At 35.4% G+C, this 18,147-nt stretch carries 15 protein-coding genes; 10 read left to right on the top strand and 5 right to left on the bottom strand.

Going from position 1 to position 18,147, the window contains the following annotated elements; genetic code table 11:
• Positions 1 to 11: 11 nt before the first annotated feature.
• Positions 12 to 221, bottom strand: a complete 210-nt coding sequence (locus tag Q0992_RS09545) for a hypothetical protein (protein WP_299523033.1) — start codon at positions 219 to 221, stop codon at positions 12 to 14.
• 116 nt (positions 222 to 337) lie between these two features.
• Here Q0992_RS09545 and Q0992_RS09540 point away from each other — a divergent pair, with 116 nt between their 5' ends.
• From Q0992_RS09540 to Q0992_RS09525, 4 genes are read left to right on the top strand one after another with little or no spacing between them, the layout of a single operon-like run.
• On the top strand, positions 338 to 2,677 hold the full coding sequence (locus Q0992_RS09540; protein WP_299523030.1) for a TolC family protein: 2,340 nt from the start codon (positions 338 to 340) through the stop codon (positions 2,675 to 2,677).
• Between the two features lie 20 nt (positions 2,678 to 2,697).
• Positions 2,698 to 3,786, top strand: a complete 1,089-nt coding sequence (locus Q0992_RS09535; protein WP_299523027.1) for an efflux RND transporter periplasmic adaptor subunit — start codon at positions 2,698 to 2,700, stop codon at positions 3,784 to 3,786.
• A 6-nt stretch (positions 3,787 to 3,792) separates the two neighbouring features.
• Positions 3,793 to 6,906: an efflux RND transporter permease subunit gene (locus Q0992_RS09530; RefSeq protein ID WP_299523024.1), complete on the top strand. Its 3,114-nt coding sequence runs from the start codon at positions 3,793 to 3,795 to the stop codon at positions 6,904 to 6,906.
• A 9-nt stretch (positions 6,907 to 6,915) separates the two neighbouring features.
• On the top strand, positions 6,916 to 7,587 hold the full coding sequence (locus Q0992_RS09525) for an ion channel (RefSeq protein WP_299523021.1): 672 nt from the start codon (positions 6,916 to 6,918) through the stop codon (positions 7,585 to 7,587).
• Between the two features lie 37 nt (positions 7,588 to 7,624).
• On the opposite strand, the gene Q0992_RS09520 is transcribed toward Q0992_RS09525, so the two are convergent.
• Entirely contained in the window at positions 7,625 to 8,455 is an 831-nt protein-coding gene (locus tag Q0992_RS09520; RefSeq protein ID WP_299523018.1) for a universal stress protein, read from the bottom strand.
• 148 nt (positions 8,456 to 8,603) lie between these two features.
• On the opposite strand from Q0992_RS09520, the gene Q0992_RS09515 reads away from it, so the two are divergent.
• A complete protein-coding gene (locus Q0992_RS09515; RefSeq protein WP_299523015.1) occupies positions 8,604 to 9,644 on the top strand; it encodes a quinone-dependent dihydroorotate dehydrogenase in 1,041 nt (346 codons plus the stop codon).
• A gap of 51 nt (positions 9,645 to 9,695) precedes the next feature.
• Here Q0992_RS09515 and Q0992_RS09510 read toward each other — a convergent pair whose 3' ends face one another.
• On the bottom strand, positions 9,696 to 10,628 hold the full coding sequence (locus Q0992_RS09510) for a spondin domain-containing protein (RefSeq protein WP_299523012.1): 933 nt from the start codon (positions 10,626 to 10,628) through the stop codon (positions 9,696 to 9,698).
• Between the two features lie 86 nt (positions 10,629 to 10,714).
• Between Q0992_RS09510 and Q0992_RS09505 the strand changes: the two genes are divergently transcribed.
• Together Q0992_RS09505 and Q0992_RS09500 are read left to right on the top strand one after the other, a co-directional pair.
• Entirely contained in the window at positions 10,715 to 11,332 is a 618-nt protein-coding gene (locus tag Q0992_RS09505; RefSeq protein WP_299523010.1) for a LysE family translocator, read from the top strand.
• A 70-nt stretch (positions 11,333 to 11,402) separates the two neighbouring features.
• Complete coding sequence (locus Q0992_RS09500; protein ID WP_299523007.1) at positions 11,403 to 12,266, top strand: hydroxymethylglutaryl-CoA lyase; 864 nt, start codon at positions 11,403 to 11,405, stop codon at positions 12,264 to 12,266.
• A 53-nt stretch (positions 12,267 to 12,319) separates the two neighbouring features.
• Here Q0992_RS09500 and Q0992_RS09495 read toward each other — a convergent pair whose 3' ends face one another.
• A complete protein-coding gene (locus tag Q0992_RS09495) occupies positions 12,320 to 12,949 on the bottom strand; it encodes an HmuY family protein (RefSeq protein ID WP_299523004.1) in 630 nt (209 codons plus the stop codon).
• Positions 12,950 to 12,968: 19 nt separating this feature from the next.
• Positions 12,969 to 15,146 (bottom strand): TonB-dependent receptor, encoded by a 2,178-nt coding sequence (locus Q0992_RS09490; RefSeq protein ID WP_299523002.1) that lies wholly within the window; start codon positions 15,144 to 15,146, stop codon positions 12,969 to 12,971.
• 92 nt (positions 15,147 to 15,238) lie between these two features.
• Between Q0992_RS09490 and Q0992_RS09485 the strand changes: the two genes are divergently transcribed.
• Genes Q0992_RS09485 through Q0992_RS09475 form a run of 3 tightly spaced genes read left to right on the top strand, consistent with a single transcriptional unit; the run spans position 15,239 to position 18,142 of the window.
• On the top strand, positions 15,239 to 16,150 hold the full coding sequence (locus Q0992_RS09485; protein WP_299522999.1) for a DUF6607 family protein: 912 nt from the start codon (positions 15,239 to 15,241) through the stop codon (positions 16,148 to 16,150).
• The gene (locus tag Q0992_RS09480; RefSeq protein WP_299522996.1) at positions 16,150 to 17,649 is read left to right on the top strand and encodes an ankyrin repeat domain-containing protein; all 1,500 of its coding nucleotides are present in this window, start codon (positions 16,150 to 16,152) and stop codon (positions 17,647 to 17,649) included. Before Q0992_RS09485 ends, Q0992_RS09480 begins: the two co-directional genes overlap by 1 nt.
• Position 17,650: 1 nt before the next feature.
• Positions 17,651 to 18,142 (top strand): DUF2271 domain-containing protein, encoded by a 492-nt coding sequence (locus tag Q0992_RS09475; protein ID WP_299522993.1) that lies wholly within the window; start codon positions 17,651 to 17,653, stop codon positions 18,140 to 18,142.
• Positions 18,143 to 18,147 lie beyond the last annotated feature (5 nt).

Genomic DNA, 18,147 nt, shown 5'->3' with positions numbered 1-18,147 from the left:
TCTGTAAACTGCTAAATTAAAAAGGTCATATCAAAGGCACTAAAATTATTGATACTAAATAAGAACAAAATAAGTAAAGAGATATCAACTTTCAAATAATTGATAAACTTATAATTGCCTAAGCCCATATCCTCAACACTTATTTTCTGCAAAGCATTCCCATTGGTAGCATAATTAGTAAAGTGGTCAATAATATATTGTATGTTTAAAGTTTTTATCAAAAATAAGAACTATTGGTAGGAAACATTAAACAGAAATCAAATACTTTTCAATTTATTGGTTTCTAAAGAAATAAACTTTACTTTTATTGAAAGCTAGCAACCAAATAAATTAACCAATGCGCTATTTTTACAGTGTTTTACTAACTCTCTTTTTATTTTTATTTTCTTTTAGCCAGACCAAAACTTATAAAATAGGATATCTATTAGATAAAACATCTCCTGAGATTGAAGGATTATTACAAGGACTTTCTAATGAGATTTCGGCAGTAGTTGGTGAGGATGCTGTGCTTCAATTTCCCGAAAACAATCAATTTGTTAATGACTTTAATTTAGATAGAGCACTATCTAATTATAACTTATTGTTGAATAACGATACCGATATTATAATTGCCTTTGGCATTGTTAATAATACAGTCATTTCTAAACGTGAGAGTTATCCAAAGCCAACCATTGTTTTTGGAGCACTAAGTGAAGAATTGGTAACAGACATCAAGGTCGATAGAGATATAAAAAACTTTATGTCAATTACCACATCGCAATCCTATGCTGAGGATCTGAAATTATTAAAGAAACTAGCAAATCCTAAGCGTGTCGGTGTCGCCGTAGAAAAGCACTTCTTGGATAATTTGCCCATTGAATCAGCTTTTGATAAGATTAGCACGGATTTGGATATGGGTTTTCGGCTTATTCCTTTTGAAAGTTTAAATGACATTACTTCTAATTTAGATAATATCGATGCACTATACTTGGCGGGTGGGTTTTACCTCACCGACGAGCAAATGCAAGATTTAGCTCAAGTTTTAATCGATAAAAAATTACCATCCTTTACTGCAAACCCGGTTAGGGACGTTACTAATGGTATTTTGGCTAGTAATCATGATCAATCCGAACTCGATCAGTTTTTTAGAAGGATAGCACTAACTGTTGAATCCGTCATCTTAAACGATGAATTCTCTGGCGTTAGTACTAAGCTCGAAACTAATAGTAATCTTAGCGTTAATTTTAATACTGCGGAGAAAATCGGACTACCTTTAAAGTATAGTTTAATCGCCACAACTACTTTTGTCGGAAATCCTGATGAAACGGTAGCAGATAAGAAGTACACTTTGGTAAGTGTTATGCAAGAGACCATTACGGAGAATTTGGATTTACAGGTTTTACAACGCGATATCACATTGGCAGAAAAAGACGTTCAAGTTGCTAATAGTGATTACTTACCTAATGTTACCGCAAATGCAACGGGATCTTATATAGATCCAGATTTAGCTGAAGTTAGTAATGGGCAAAATCCTGAGCTAAGTACATCTGGTAATATTGCACTTCAACAAACTGTATTTTCCGAATCGGTTAATGCAAATATTAGCATTCAAAAGTCTTTGCGCGAAGCACAAAAAGAAAATTATAATAGTGAGGCATTAAATACGGTATTTAATGTTGCTACCGCTTATTTCACAGCATTGATTTTAAAAGCCAATCTTGCTATTCAAAGCAAGAATTTGGAGTTGACTAGATATAACTTAAGAATAGCTACTGAAAATTATGAAGCAGGACAAGCTGGTAAATCTGACGTATTACGTTTTAAATCAGAATTGGCGCAGAATACTCAACAAATGGTTGAGGCGGTTAATCAATTAGAACAAGGTTTTTATGCCTTGAATCAATTATTGAATAACCCTATTGATACCAAGATTGATGTTGAAGAGGCAGAGTTACAAAAAGGTATTTTCAGTAATTATAATTACGAACAGTTGGGGCAGTTTCTAGACGACCCAACATTAAAAGCACCATTTGTAAAATTCTTAATTCAAGAAGCTATCAATAATGCCCCAGAGCTAAAAGCTTTAAACTATAATATTGAAGCTACTGAGCGCAGTGAGCGTTTATTTGGTGTCGGACGTTTTTTGCCAACTGTAGCCTTACAAGGGCAGTACAATTATGAGTTTTCGCGATCTGGTATAGGAACGGATTTTCCAATGGGTTTTCCCGCAATCCCTGAAGGTTATTATACGGTTGGTCTTAACGTTTCGATTCCAATATTTAATCAAAACAAACAAAACCTTAATCAGCAGATTGCTGCGGTACAAAAGGAGCAGTTAGAGGTTACAAAAGATAATATCACCTTAAATATTGAAAAAAATATCAATGATTCAGTTTTAGAATTGATAAATCAAATATCTAATATCCAATTGTCTGAAGTATTTGAGCAGACTGCTGAGGAAGCTTTAGACTTAACACAAACGTCTTATGCCAATGGTGCGGTAAACATTGTACAGCTTTTAGATGCTCAAAACAATTATCTTCAGGCGCAACTCGCTAAAGCCAATGCCACTTACAACTATCTACTCAGTGCCATGCAACTAGAACGCTCTTTAGGATTGTTCTTTTTGCTACAGGATGAAAGTGAGCGTGAAGCCTTCATACAGCGTTTTTTAGAATTTACTCAAAATAATGATTAACACTTTAAACACTTATAATAATGCTATTTAATAGAATCTTTAAAATCCATATCCTAGTTTTAGTTATACTTCTATCTAGTTGTGGTGAGAAAGAAGTTAAAGAAGACGTTGTTTTACGACCTGTAAAATATACTGAGGTTGGGTATTTGGGTGGTGAAAAAGCCAGACAATTCAGCGGAACAGCCAAAACTGAGAAAATCATAAACCTTAGCTTTCGTAGTAGTGGTATTATAACAAAGTTTGATATGAAGTTGGGCCAAGACGTAAAAAAAGGCCAGCTTTTGGGTACTTTAGATAATGTTGCAGCTCGCTTAAATTATGAGGCTTCTATCGAATCTAAAAATAGTGCAGAATCTCAAATGAATACGGCAAAACTTTCATTAAATCGTATGCGGACACTCTATGAAAAAGGGAGTGCTTCTTTAAGTGATTACGAAGCTGCTAAAAATTCTTATCGAACAGCCGTTGCGAGCTTTGAATCGTCCAAACGAAGTGTGGCCATTCAACAAGACCAAATTCGATTTGGTTATTTATATGCACCAGAAGATGGCGTTATTGCTTCTGTTGCCGCTGAAGTTGATGAAAATGTGTCTCCTGGTCAAATAGTAGGTGTATTAAATGCAGGTACAGCCATTGAAATAAGTCTGGGGCTTCCAGAATCTGTAATTAATGCTGTAAAAAAGGGGATGAAAGTTAAGGTATCTTTCACTGCAATTGAAGGAGAAACTTTTAATGCTGTAATCACAGAGGTGGCACCAGCCTTAGATGCAAATACCTCTACCTATCCAATCACTGTTACGGTAACTGATTCCGATGAACGTATTAAAAGTGGTATGGCTGCTGATGTGTTATTCGAATTTGTGGATGAGGATTTAGCAAGAAAAATGCTAGTGATTCCAGCTAATGCAGTTGGTGAAGATGCAGACGGTAGATTTGTGTTCTTAGTAGAAGGCGATAAAGATAAAGCAACCGTAAAAAAACAAATTATAACCATAGGTAACCTTACAGCTGATGGATTTGAAGTGAAGTCTGGACTCAATGCAGGTCAAAAAATTGCAACAGCTGGCTTACAGACGTTATTAGATGGGCAAGAAGTAAAATTAAACTAAGCGTAGATGAATTTAACTGCATTTTCCATCAACAGAAACCGTATTACGTTTACGGTTCTTGCCACAATTATGATAATGGGTATGGTATTCTATCAATCTTTATCTAGAGATAGTATGCCTCCATATACAGTAAGAGTAGCTACCGTTGTGTCTCAATTTCCTGGTTCAAGTCCCGAGCGTGTTGAGCAGTTAGTAACCGATAAAGTTGAAAAAGTTGTTCAAGAATTACCAGAATTAAAAGAAGTAAGCAGTACATCGCGATCAGGATTGTCTGTAGTTTCAGTAGAACTAAAGGATGAGGTGAAACCAGAGGATTTACAATCAGTATGGGACCGTCTGAGGCGAAAATTATCTCAAATCCAAGGCTTACCTTCTGGTGTTCAACCTAATTTAAATGATGACGGTATTGGTGAGGTGTTTGGTATCGCAGTGGGCTTAGTCATCGACGGATTTTCTTATGCCGAAGCCAAGGATTATGTTGATGATATTAAGGACGATTTAATCAAATTGGATTTGGCTGCTAAAGTTGAAGTTGGTGGTGTACAGGATGAACGTGTTTTCATAGAGTTTGATAATTCACGCCTTAAAGAATATGGGTTGTCAGCTTCAAAATTACAAGGGATTATTGGTTCAACTAACATTTTAAGCTCAGGAGGTCAGGTCAATTTGGGTGACGAACGTATTATTTTAGAGCCTTCAGGTAATTTTAATTCTATCGAGGATATTAAACAAACATTGATTCCTGTTGGTGATGGTACGCAGTTAGTCTATTTAGGTGACATTACCAATGTAAAACAAGGTTATATAGATCCGCCGAGTCAGCTTGTAACGGTGAATGGACAGGAGGCTATATCCATGCATGTGAGTTTAAAGGAAGGTGCAAATATTATTCAGTTAGGAAGTGATATCAACGGAGTTGTGGGTAAGTGGGAAAAGATTTTACCGGTTGGTTTAGAGCTTAAGCGCTTATCATCTTTAGATACCTATATAGATAATAAGATTAGTGATTTTATCGTCAACTTAATCCAGTCCATTACTATAGTCCTCATTGTGATGCTTATATTCTTAGGGTTACGAACTGGAGGTATAATTGCTAGTTTAATACCAATGGTTACTATCATGACACTTATGCTTATGGGTGTTATTGATATGGGCTTAAACCAAGTAACGCTAGCAGCCTTGATTATGGCTTTGGGAATGATGGTTGATAATGCCATTGTGGTAGCAGAGACCATAATGGTGAAAATGGAAAACGGTATTGAAGCCAAGAAGGCCGCTATAGATGCTTGTAGCGAACTGTTTACGCCTTTGTTAATATCAACTTTAACAACTTCCGCAGCTTTCTTAGCTTTTTACATGGCAGAATCAACCATGGGAGATATTGTAGGGCCAATATTCGTAGTTATTTCGATGGCGTTACTATCGTCATGGATTATTGCACTAACAGTAATTACATTATTATGCTTTTTGTTCTTGAAGATTACACCGAAATCTGAAAAGAAAGAAACCATAATTGATAAAACCATCAATAAATTAAAGCTGTATTATAAAAATCTTATTTTAGTCGCACTTTCTTACAAGCGCTTGGTGCTTTTTGGAATTATAGGAGCCTTCTTTTTATCCATGTTTGGGTTTGGTTATATTCCTTTTGTATTCTTTCCAGATAGTGACCGTAATATGATTACGGTAGATATCAATTTACCACAAGGAACACGTATTGAAGCCACAAAGGAGGTCATTCATAAGATTGAAGATTATATAACTCAAGAGCTTTTGGTTAATGATACTAGACCAAATGGTATTACGGATTGGTCTGCTTACGTTGGTGAAGGGCCTTCTTCTTATGATTTGGGCTATACTACTGACGAACCTGATGCGAGTTATGCCCATATTCTGGTGAATACTTCGGATTTTATCTATAACAATGACATGGTAGAGAAACTCGATGATTATTGTTTTAATAATTTTCCCAATGCGGATATTAAGGTAGGCTTATTAGGTTCTGGCGGCGGAGGTGTTCCCATTGAAATTAAGATATCTGGTGATAATCCTGATATTTTAGCTCAGCTTTCAGAACAGACAAAACAAAAACTAAAAACCGTATCAGGTACTAAAAATATTAAGGACGATTGGGGACCGAAGACTAAAAAATTTGTAGTCAATATCGATCAGAATAAAGCACAATTAGCTGGTGTAACCAGTTCTGATGTAGCGACTTCGCTTCAAACGGTTTTAGATGGCTTCCAAACTGGTGAATATCGAGAGAATGACAAGTCTATTCCTATATTGATGCGTAGTGACAAAAGTCAACAACAAACCCTTGCTTCAATAGAAACTTTGAATATTTACGCACAGAACTCGGGTAAAAGTGTACCCCTGCTTCAAGTTGCTTCTATAGAGCCACAATGGCAATATGCAAAAATTAAACGATTAGATATAGATAGAACGATTAACGTAAGTTCAGAATTAAATGCTTCCGGTAACGCTTCAGCAATTATGAATGTAATAACGCCTTATATGGAAGAGGTATCACAGGATTGGCCTGAGGGCTATACCTACAAGTTTGGTGGAGATGCCGAAAATACAGCAGAAAATATGGGTGCTGTAATAGGCTATCTGCCTTTATCTGGATTTATTATCATTTTGTTGCTTATCATTCAATTTAACTCAGTACGAAAAACAGTTATGGTGGCCTCAACAATTCCACTTGGAATTATTGGTGTAGTGATTGGATTGCTCATATTTCAAGAGCCTTTTGGGTTTATGCCATTCTTGGGTGTGATTTCTTTGGCTGGTATTGTCATTAATAATGCCATTGTATTAATCGATCGCATTCAGATAGAGGAAACAGAGTTAAAAAGACCTATAGAAGATGCCATTATAGCAGCCTGCCTTCAACGATTTAGACCGATTCTTTTGGCAACCTTTACGACGGTTTTGGGTCTTATTCCTTTATATTTAAGCGGAGGGGAAATGTGGGAAGGTATGGCAGTGAGCATCATGATAGGACTGCTTTTCGGTACAGTAATTACGCTTTTATTTATTCCATCATTCTATAGTATTTTGTTCAAAGTGAATTATAAAGGTTATGAATTTAATGAGTCTATTTTGGAAGATTAAATCTTCAAAATGATTAAAGAGCTCTATACATACCGTTTTGAAATTTTTCTGATCACACAATTAGTCATATTGTTTGGGTCACTGTTTTTTCCACCAGAGTTTTATGATCATATTCTTCTACCAGTTTTCTATCTTATTAGTATAGCGGGCGGTATTTTAATGATTTCTAAGAAGAAAAAGTTAATGTGGCTTTTTGTTGTATTATTTGCTATTTCTGCCTTAGTCTTTGGTTTTGAAATGCTTGCAAGAAGACAAAACACAGAAAACTTACTAATTAGGCTTTCTATTTATTTCATCTTTTATATCACTGTCGCTTGGAATATTATTAAACAAGTCTGGCAAGCAGAGCGTGTCACCAAGAATGTCATTATGGGTCTAATGTGTGGTTATATATCATTAGGATTTTTGGGATTTTTTCTGTTTATGTCAATAGAGCTAACAAATCCTGGAGCATTCTCCGGAATTTTGATGGAAACCAATGATATAGTTTTAAAATCAGACGCAATTTTATATTATGCTTATATCACTTTGCTTACCATAGGTTATGGGGAAATTGTTCCAACAATTCCGATAGCACAAAAGGCTGCAATATTGGTTGGTCTTATGGGCCAGTTTTATCTAGTAATTATTACAGCAGTAGTGGTTGAGAAGTATATTAAGCATTCTTCATCAAAAGATTAAAGACCTTAGAAGAATAACTCTAAGGCCTTTAAGCTATCTATAATTTAAAGGTCACCACAGGAAGTTTTGAGTGGTTGACTAAATCTTCAGAAATACTGCCTCCAAAGAAATGGCTTAGACCTGTTCTACCATGTGTGATGATAGACACAGCGTCTGCATCTTCTCGTCGCGAATAATTGAGTACACCATCCTCAACAGTATGGTCTGCCGTATAAGCGATGTGTAAATCCCCTTCGTCAAGCCTAGAAAGTTTTAAAAAGTCTGAGACATTCTCATTGATTTCATCTGTGCTTAAAAAACTCAAATTAGGAAGGTTAACATGTAATAACGTCACTTTTTCAGCCAGTTCATTTAATAACTCTAACGCATTTTTAACAGCAGAAATACTATCTTCACTAAAATCACAACTAAGGACAACATTCTTGAAATTAACGGATTCTGGTTTTGACTTTACCACCAAAACAGGAGTATCACTATAGCGCACTACTTTTTCAGTATTAGAACCTGTGAAAATACCATCATGATCGCTATGTCCTCTAGAACCCATCACGATAAGGTCTGCTTTTTCGTGACTAGCAACTTCAGCGACTTCTTTTAAAACTTTATGATGTTTTATAAGAGGAGTTACTGTAATGTCTTCTAGGTAAGGCTTGTCCAAGAATTTTTCAAATTCTTTATTGGTAACCATAAGCATAAATGCCGTTTCTTCGTTTCTATCAGAGCTAGAGGCTGAGAAGATAGATTCTGAAAGCTCTAGCATGTGCATTACAATAAGCTCAGCATTATGCTGTTTTGCTAGTGCAGCTCCAGTTTCTAAGGCATATTCGGAATGTTTTGAAAAATCGACAGGAATTATGATTTTTTTCATGATTGTTATTATTAGTTATAAGCTCAAATGTAATAATTTGTAGCGTCAAAAAGAATGACAATTGACAGTTTATGTTGAAATAATTAGTATCTGTATGAGGCTCACATAATTATTTAGATTCTTATTTTTGCATAGCAATTTAGCAGATATGTATAAAGCATTATTACGACCCATTCTTTTTTGTTTCGACCCGGAAAAAGTTCATCACTTCACCTTTTCATTAATTAGAATAATATCTAAGATTCCAGGGTTTAAGTACCTCTTTAGGAATCTATATCTTATTGAAGACAAAACACTCGAACGCGAGTTATTTGGACTGAAGTTTAAAAATCCGGTTGGTTTGGCAGCAGGTTTTGATAAGGATGCCAAGCTCTATAATGAGCTTTCAAATTTTGGTTTCGGTTTTATTGAAATAGGAACCTTAACACCAAAGCCACAATCTGGAAACCCCAAAAAGCGATTATTTCGATTAAAAGAAGATGCTGCCATTATTAACCGAATGGGATTTAATAATGGTGGAGTAGAAGTAGCTGTTGAACGACTTAAACGCCCTTCGACTACGCTCAGGACAAGTGGAGTTTTGATTGGTGGAAATATTGGGAAAAACAAAGTAACGTCCAATGAAGATGCCGTAGAAGATTATAAAACCTGTTTTAATGCACTTTTTGATTATGTGGATTATTTTGTGGTTAATGTGAGTTCACCTAACACTCCAAACCTTAGAGCGTTACAAGATAAAGAGCCGCTAACCCAGTTGTTAAAGGCATTACAAGTTTTAAATTTTCAGAAGCCAAAATCAAAACCGATTTTATTAAAAATAGCTCCGGATTTAACGGACGAACAACTCTTGGATATCATCGATATTGTTACTGTGACAAAAATTGATGGTATTATTGCCACAAATACTACGATTTCTAGGGAAGGACTTAAGAGTAATAATAAATCTGAAACGGGAGGCCTAAGCGGTAAACCATTGACTAAAAGATCTACGGAAATAATTCGCTTTTTAGCCAAGGAAAGTAAAAAAGCATTCCCTATCATTGGTGTGGGTGGCATCAATTCTGCTGAGGATGCTTTAGAGAAGTTAGATGCTGGAGCCGACTTAGTGCAATTATATACAGGCTTTATCTACGAAGGCCCTAAGCTTATTAAAGAGATTAACAAAGCGATATTAAAAAAGGCACAGTAATTACTGTACCTTTTAGAAAGCTTCAATAGCGGTTTTTATTGAATTTTTGCCTCAGTTTATTATTAATCTTTTACTTTCAACTGTTCCAGAGTTGTTGGTTAATCTTATAATATAGATACCTTGTTTTAAATCGGTAAGATCAACGACTTTTTGGTCATTGGTATTGTTGGTAAACTTTATTTGCTTCACTTTTTTACCCAAAACATCATACATGGAAATTTCGCTTAAAGCAGTTGCGTTAGAAATGGTGACTTTACCAGTTGTATTAGGATTAGGGTATAATTCTATAGTATTTTGATTATCAAAATCGTCAATGCTTAATGATGAGCTCTTTAAAGTAATGGTCAGTATTCCTATCTTTTCAGAATTAAAAGGATAACCTGAAGCACCAGCAATATTGGTAATCACTCCTTGAGGTACAGTAGCAGCATTATTAGTGGAATAGCCAAAACCGTCTTCAGTGCCTGCATCATAAGGAAATAAGTCTACCGTAAATGTATCTTTCCAATTATTATTAGTCGTATCCCAAAGGTTTAAACCATTTATTGCAATCATCCAGTCAGGACTCGGTGCAATCATAGACACTAAGGTTAATAAAGGAAAATCTTGTGACACTGTGATATCACTTAAAGTGGCCGTACTAATGGCAGCAAAAGGTGCAAATTCTTGTTGGAGCCATTGCCCAGCATTTCCTGCATTAATGGCAGCTTGTACTTCTAAATTAAAATCGGTATTGACTCCTCTTTCTGCCACTTCTTCAATGCCTAGTGTTGCCATACTACCGACCTCCCAGAACGTAATATTACTATTATGATTGGCACCCACTAAATCAGACCAATGTGCACTACTAGGCAAGGTCCCATGGTCAGTTGAATTCCAAGTACTTGTGAAGCTAATGTCATAAGTTGCCGTAGATTGTGCAAATAGGCTACATACAGCTAACGTTAAAAGTGAGAAAGTAAATGAGAGCGTAGTTTTTGTCATAAACCTTTTTAGTGTTATTTATTTTCAGTCGAAGGTAAGATAGCTTGCTTACAATGAATGGTGTATTTTAGCACAAATATTTAAGTTTGAATTACGACATCCTTATCTCATTCACCCTAGCAACATCTGCTTTGGCCATTTCTCCAGGACCAGATAATATCTATGTTTTAGTGCAAAGTATTACTAATGGAAAGGCCTATGGATTAGCTACAGTTTGTGGATTAATCACAGGATGTATTATCCATACAACCTTATTGGCGTTTGGTGTTTCTGCGATTATCAAAGCCAATGACAATATCTTTTTCACCATAAAACTGTTGGGTGCTATTTATCTTTTATACTTGGCTTATAAGGTTTATAAGTCCAATACAGAACTCGATTTTAATTCGGATGTTGCACCAAAAAAGAGTTTAAAGGCGCTTTTTGTTCAGGGTTTTTTTATGAATGTCCTTAATCCAAAAGTGACTATTTTCTTTTTGGCGTTTTTTCCTGGGTTTTTGTTTTCCCAAACCATCAATACGGTTTGGCAGTTTTATATTTTGGGAGGGATTTTTATGCTGGTCTCATTCTTTATTTTTTCAGCTATAGCATTATTGGCAGCCAAAATCAAAGAATTTTCATTAGAGCATCAAAATTCAGGTATTGTATTTAAGTGGCTTCAAATCATTGTCTTTATAGGCATTGCTATTTTCATACTTATTTAATTTTTAAAATTCAAATTTCGATTATCGACTAAAGTTTGAAAACGTTTTCGTTAGCCTTATATTTACGGCAATGAACGACGCAGTGAAACTTATAGAATGTCCTCGTGATGCTATGCAAGGCATAAAGGATTTCATTCCTACTGAAACTAAGTCACAGTACATTCAGTCATTGCTTCGCGTTGGTTTCGACACCATAGATTTTGGCAGTTTTGTATCACCAAAAGCCATTCCTCAAATGGTGGACACTGCAGAGGTTTTAGCACAATTGGATTTAAGTACTACCCAAAGCAAACTTCTAGCTATTATAGCCAATGTACGTGGTGCTAATGATGCCTCCAAGCACACTGAAATAGACTATTTGGGCTTTCCGTTTTCGATTTCCGAAAACTTTCAAATGCGTAATACCCATAAAACCATTGCACAATCCGTAGTGACACTTACTGAAATATTAGAGATTGCAAATAAAACCAATAAAGAAGTGGTGGTTTATATCTCTATGGGTTTTGGAAATCCTTATGGTGATCCTTGGAATGTGGATATAGTAGGGGAGTGGACAGAAAAATTAGCAAATATGGGAGTGAATATTCTCTCCCTAAGTGATACGATAGGAAGCTCTAACCCAGAGAATATAGATTATCTATTTTCTAACCTTATTCCTAAATATCCTAATATTGAATTTGGGGCACATTTACACACTACACCAACGAGTTGGTTTGAAAAAGTTGATGCAGCCTATAAAGCAGGTTGTAGACGTTTCGATGGCGCCATTCAAGGCTTTGGTGGTTGCCCAATGGCGAAGGATGAACTCACAGGTAATATGCCAACCGAAAAAATGTTGTCTTACTTCACACAAAAAAAAGCTCACAGCTTAAATGCCATGAGCTTTGAAAGTGCTTATAATGAGGCGACTAAAGTCTTTACAAAATATCATTAAAAAAGCCCTTGTCATAATCACAAAGGCTTGTAAATAGTCCTAATTTCTTTTGTCTATTCAAATGATGTTTCACCCGCGTTTGGTTGATAGGTGTAGTTAAATGTATAATAACGAGCAGCATCAACAAAACCATCTGGATTGGCTGGTGCATCTTGATAGTAACTTAAAATTTCTACTTTAGCATAGCGTCCATCTCTAGTTCTAAAGACTAAAATTCGCCCAGCTAAAGGTGAAACGACATTAGTCATAAAGTTATAGTTATACCACCCATTGTCACTCCCTGAAGGAATTGCAAGTGCTGCTTCTGAATCTTGTACTAATAGATTGGTGTTTACCTCTGTAACATTTGCAAATGTGCTTTCTGCAATGTAGGCGGCTGCATTACCATTTCTTACCGGCTCATCAGTCGTGCCTTGGGATACTCCACCATTAACGATGATTGTAGTACCTCTAAAGGCAATATCCCAATCCGTTTCACTATCGGTTTGCATACCAGTTGAAAAGTCGAACTTGGCAAATGGTCCTGCTGGTGGTTCACCAAAATTACTTGTCGTTGGTGCAAATAGATTAGATACTTGATCTGATTCCACTGCTTGTAATTGTGGTCCGTTATCATCATCGCTACAAGATGATAGTGTCAGTAAGACTAAGGTTAAAAAAGGTAAAAATTTTAAGGTTTTCATGTGTGTATTTATTTTGAGTTTAAAAATTAATGTTCAAGGTTGCATACGCTAGGCGTCCTGGAATATTTGGTGTCTGTGTATCGGTTAGATTAAAAATATTGTCCAAACCGACGCCAAGTGTGTAGTTTTTATAAAAGGTTTTGTTTATTGCAAAATCAATGATGGTTTGTGCATCTATAAATTCATCAAAATCATCGAGATAAGTATTATTGTTAGTGTCACCAATACCAAATTTGCTTCTATAAGTGGCTCTTAGGTTGGTGTTTAAATTCCATTTAGGGATTTCGTAAAATATCTTAAAATTTGCTGTATGGCGCGATCGATTAAAGAGTCCAAAGTAGTCGTCTTCATCAAGTTCAAAAGTAGATAAGGTCTCAGGGTCTCTAGCAAAAACACGACCCTCTCTAAAATCTTCTTGCGCTTCTTTATCAAAAGCGTAGAGTAGTTGGTAACCACCAGAAAGGGTTAAATTATCATTAACTTTCCATCGACCATCAAACTCCAGTCCTTGTGTATAAACTTCAGCTCTGTTGATGTAGCTAAATACATTCTGCCCATTTTCTCTTCCGACCAGTTGCGGTCGATCTGTAACCGTTCCAATACCTTCAGACTGTAAAATGAGAACATCTATAAGATTTGTGATATTATTTCTGAAGGCATTGACATTGAACTTTAGATCATTATTGAATTTTATATCAAAACCGAGATTAAAATTAACAGAACTTTCAGGTCTTAAGTCACCATTAAAACGCTCGCCGATGGCAATAATTTCTTGTTGTTGTTCTTGAAAACTAAATTCTTCACCATTTGGCATCGTGGTAAAGCGTAATAAATCTTGTTCAAATAATTCTTGTAATTGTCTGCCCACTTCATTATAACCAATTACAGTATAACCCACAGTAGAATTAGTAAAGTCTAAATAAAGTTGTCTAAAGTCTGGCGCTTTAAATCCATAACCAACAGATCCTTTAACCGAAATCTTATCATTGATTTCATAGCGTAAGGCAGCTTTAGGACTAAATTGTGATTCGTACTCATTATGGGCATCAAACCGAGCACCAACGATGGCATTTAATTCATCTGTAATATCAGTATCATATTGTACATAGACATAAGGGGAATTAAACTCAGGCGTTGTAGAAAATAAGGTTCTAAATAAGCGTTCATTGGTGAGTCCTAGACCAAAAATAAACTCACTGTTTTCATTTGGTTTATAAGTGGTACGTAGCTCTGGTCTTAAAAAGCGCTGTCTAAAATCGGTTTGAATGGTTTCATCCGAAATGTCACTGCCAAAAAATTCTTCAGTTTGGTATTCACTTCCATAAAGCTCTAAGTAGCTTTTCCATTTACCATCGAATTCATGTTCAGCTCTTATGTTAATATTCCATTCATTGATGGAGCTTTCACCAGATAGTTCTTCGGAAAGGACAACATCATCCTGTATTTGATAATAGTAACGGCCAGAAATGAGTAAATCGGTTTTTTCACTTATCTTATAATTGATATTACTGCTAAAGGTGTAGTTGACAAAAGGATCTACCGTATTGGTTATGGTACTCTCGTTTAAATCATAGCCTTCGCTACTATTCCTATTGATAAAGGTCGTAATTCCGAATTTATCTTTTTTATAATTGATATTCGTTCCTGTGTCAAAGGAATTGAATGTTCCAACTCTATTATTTAGCATGCCAGAGAACCCACTTTTTGGGGTTTCTGTGATAATATTTATAACACCTCCTAAAGCTTCATTGCCATACAAGCTAGAAGAAGCTCCTTTGATAACTTCAATTTGTTTGATGTTGCCGACACTCAGCCTATTTAAATCAAAAGTCCCAGCTGAGCGACCAACTAGAGGAACACCATCAATAAGGATAAGGATATACTGCGAATCTAAACCTTGTAACTGAATCCCTTCACCACCACCAAAATCGGGCACTGTAATTAATCCCGTTTGTTCTTCTAGTATGTCTGAAAGTCTAATGGAGTTGATGGATTGTATTTCTTTTTTGGAGATAATTTGAGCCGGAAGCGGTAATGAAGATAATTGTCTCAAAGTCCTTGTTGCTGTGATTAAAACTTCATCTAGCTTTTCGATTTTGGATGAGTCCTTTGAGATTTCTTTAGTCTCTTGTCCTTGTGAATAACTTATAAAAAAAATTAGAAAATAAAAGCAGATTTTATTTTTATTTAGACTCATTCTTATTTAAATTTGTCGCAAATATAAAAGTTATTTTAAATCAATCTAAATAAGAATAGAAAATTTTATCAAAAAAAACAAAACCTTTAAAAATGAAAAAAGTAGCACTATTAACAAGCTTAATTTTTGTAATGTCATTAACTGTTAATGCCCAAAAAAAGAAAAAACAAGATAGAGAAGCCATTAAGGAAATGTGTGGTTGTTTTGAAGTCACTTTTAATTTTGCGGAAACCTTTCACTATAGTCAGGATTCGTTGTATAAACCATCAAAGACCAAAACTGATAGAGGTTTAGAATGGGGACAATTAGTGGTAGACGAAAATGATAAAGTCTCTATTCAACACATACTTCAAGTAGGAAGACCAGATGAGCCAATGATTGTAAAACACTGGAGACAAGACTGGTTGTTCGAAAACACAGAGTTTTATATGTACAATGGCGATAACGAATGGTTGTTTGAAGAAAAAGACAAGAGTGACGTTAAGGGACAATGGACACAAAAAGTATTTCAAGTCGATGATAGTCCACGTTATGAAGGATCTGGAACTTGGGTTCATATAAACGGTAAAAGCTACTGGGAAAATACAACTACCGCACCATTACCTAGACGTGAGTACACGAAGCGCAGCGACTACAATATTACTATGAGAGGGAATAGACACGAGATTACAGATTATGGTTGGGTACACGATCAGGATAATGACAAGGTCATTCGCGAAGCTGGAAAAGAAGACGTGATTCTTGCAAAAGAAAAAGGCTATAACACTTATAAAAAAGTAGATGACAGCCGTTGTCAGGCAGCCCAAGATTGGTGGAAAACAAATTATGATAAATGGGTAATGGTAAGAGCTAAATGGGATGATGTATATAGTCGTAATAAGGACTTAAATCTTGAAGCTAAAGTCGATAACAAAGTATTGCATAAACATCTTTTTGATGAAGAAATGATAGCAAAAGAAGATATAGAAAAGGTTATCGAATCTTTCGTAAAAAGTAGTATCTAATGAAAAGGAGAAATCTAATATTAAGTATTGTCATTATACTTTTTGTTTCACCTTTTTTTGCTCAGGAATCGAATGTTTTCCTAGACAGGGATTATTGGAAATCTAACCCTTCCATTGCTGATATCGACAAAAAAATAGTGGAAGGGCACGACATTTCTGAATTAAATCGAAATGCGTTTGACGCTATTACTTATGCCCTTATTGAAAAAGTAGATAATGAAACGGTCAAGTATTTGTTATCTAAAGAAGGCAATGGAGTTAATAAGCTAACGCACGATGGAAGAACCTATATCTTCTGGGCCGCTTACAAGGATAATCTTGAGATGATGCAATATCTTGTAAAGCATGGAGCTAAGACCGACATTATTGATAGTCATGGATATTCACTATTGAATTTTGCAGCAGTCACAGGCCAGACCAATACCAAACTGTATGATTTTATATTTGATCATGGTGCTGATGCATCAAAAGAGTCAAATCATGATGGTGCCAATGCCTTATTATTAGTTGCTCCGTTTTTAGAGGATTTTTGGTTAAATAATTATTTTACTTCTAAAGGCATTGATATAAAAAGCACTGATAATAATGGCAACGGCATCTTTAACTACGCTGCTAAAGGTGGTAATGTTCAGTTTTTAAATCTGTTGATTGAAAAGGGTTTGCCATACAAAAATCTTAATTCTAAAGGCGGCAATGCTGTTATATTCGCTAGTCAAGGTTTGCGAGGGCGTAAAAACACTTTGGAGACTTATCAATTTTTAGAAAGTAAGGGCATTGCTATTAATGTTGTCGGTAGTGGAGGAAAAAACCCATTGCATAATATCGCTTATGATAGTGAGGATTTAGACCTATTTAAGTTCTTTATAGAAAATGGTGTTGACATTAATCTGCAAGATGAGAATGGACATTCACCATTTATCAATGCCGCTAGCCGAAATTCTTTAGACGTCGTAACATTTTTATTGCAATATGTTAAAGACATTAATATGGTTAACACCGATGGACGTTCTGCTTTGGCTATGGCTGTGAGCAGAAATGATATTGAGGTTGTAAATTTCTTGTTGAAAAAAGGTGCTAATGTAAGCACTATTGACAAAGAAGGAAATTCTTTAGTTTATGAGTTGCTAAACAATTACCGAAGTAATGATACAGCTACTTTTGATGCTAAATTAAAACTGTTAACTGAAGCAGGTTTAGAGATGTCTAAAGTACAAGGACAAGGAAAAACACTTTATCATTTAGCCATTGAAAAAAACAATATCGATTTGTTGAAGCGTGTTCATGAATTCAAAATTGATGTCAACACTAAAAATAATGATGGCTTAACACCCTTGCATTTGGCAGCTATGAAAGCTAAAAATCAAGATATGTTAAAGTATCTCATTTCCATTGGTGCCGATAAATCCGTTAAAACTGATTTTGAAGAATCGGTATATGATTTGGCCAGTGAGAATGAACTACTTCAAAAAAATAATGTCAATATCAATTTCTTAAAATAGCATGCAGGATTTTAAAGTAATAAAAAAAGCACCTTTACTCGTCTTAGCCATTATATTATTTGGGTTTACTCTGAAACAACCATCCTCGACTTATAAATGTATGATTCAGTTGACGAATTACACAGGTGAAGGTGCTTATATCGTGATTTCGTTGTTAAATCCGGAAGGAGAGTACGAAAAGACACTATATGTGCTTGGCGATGATGACGAATGGTATTTTGATATTACGGAGTGGTGGAAATTTCACGGTAAAGTACGTACAGATATTGATGCTATAACTGGCGCAACTATCAGTGGTGGTGAACGCGCTATTAGTGTTATTGAAATTGAAGATGAAAAGATTGACAGTGGCTACAAAATTAGATTTGAAACTGCTGTTGAAGATCAGGAATACTATGCAGATGATGTGGAGTTTGAGTTAACTTCAGAGTCTGTAAAGAGTAAGGTGGAAGGCAAGGGATTTATCCGATATATTCGGTTAATGCCGCAATAATCAAA

This window comes from Winogradskyella sp., assembly GCF_028289625.1.
In the GTDB taxonomy this organism is placed as follows: Bacteria; Bacteroidota; Bacteroidia; order Flavobacteriales; family Flavobacteriaceae; genus Winogradskyella.
This window is presented reverse-complemented; position numbering and strand designations above follow the sequence as displayed.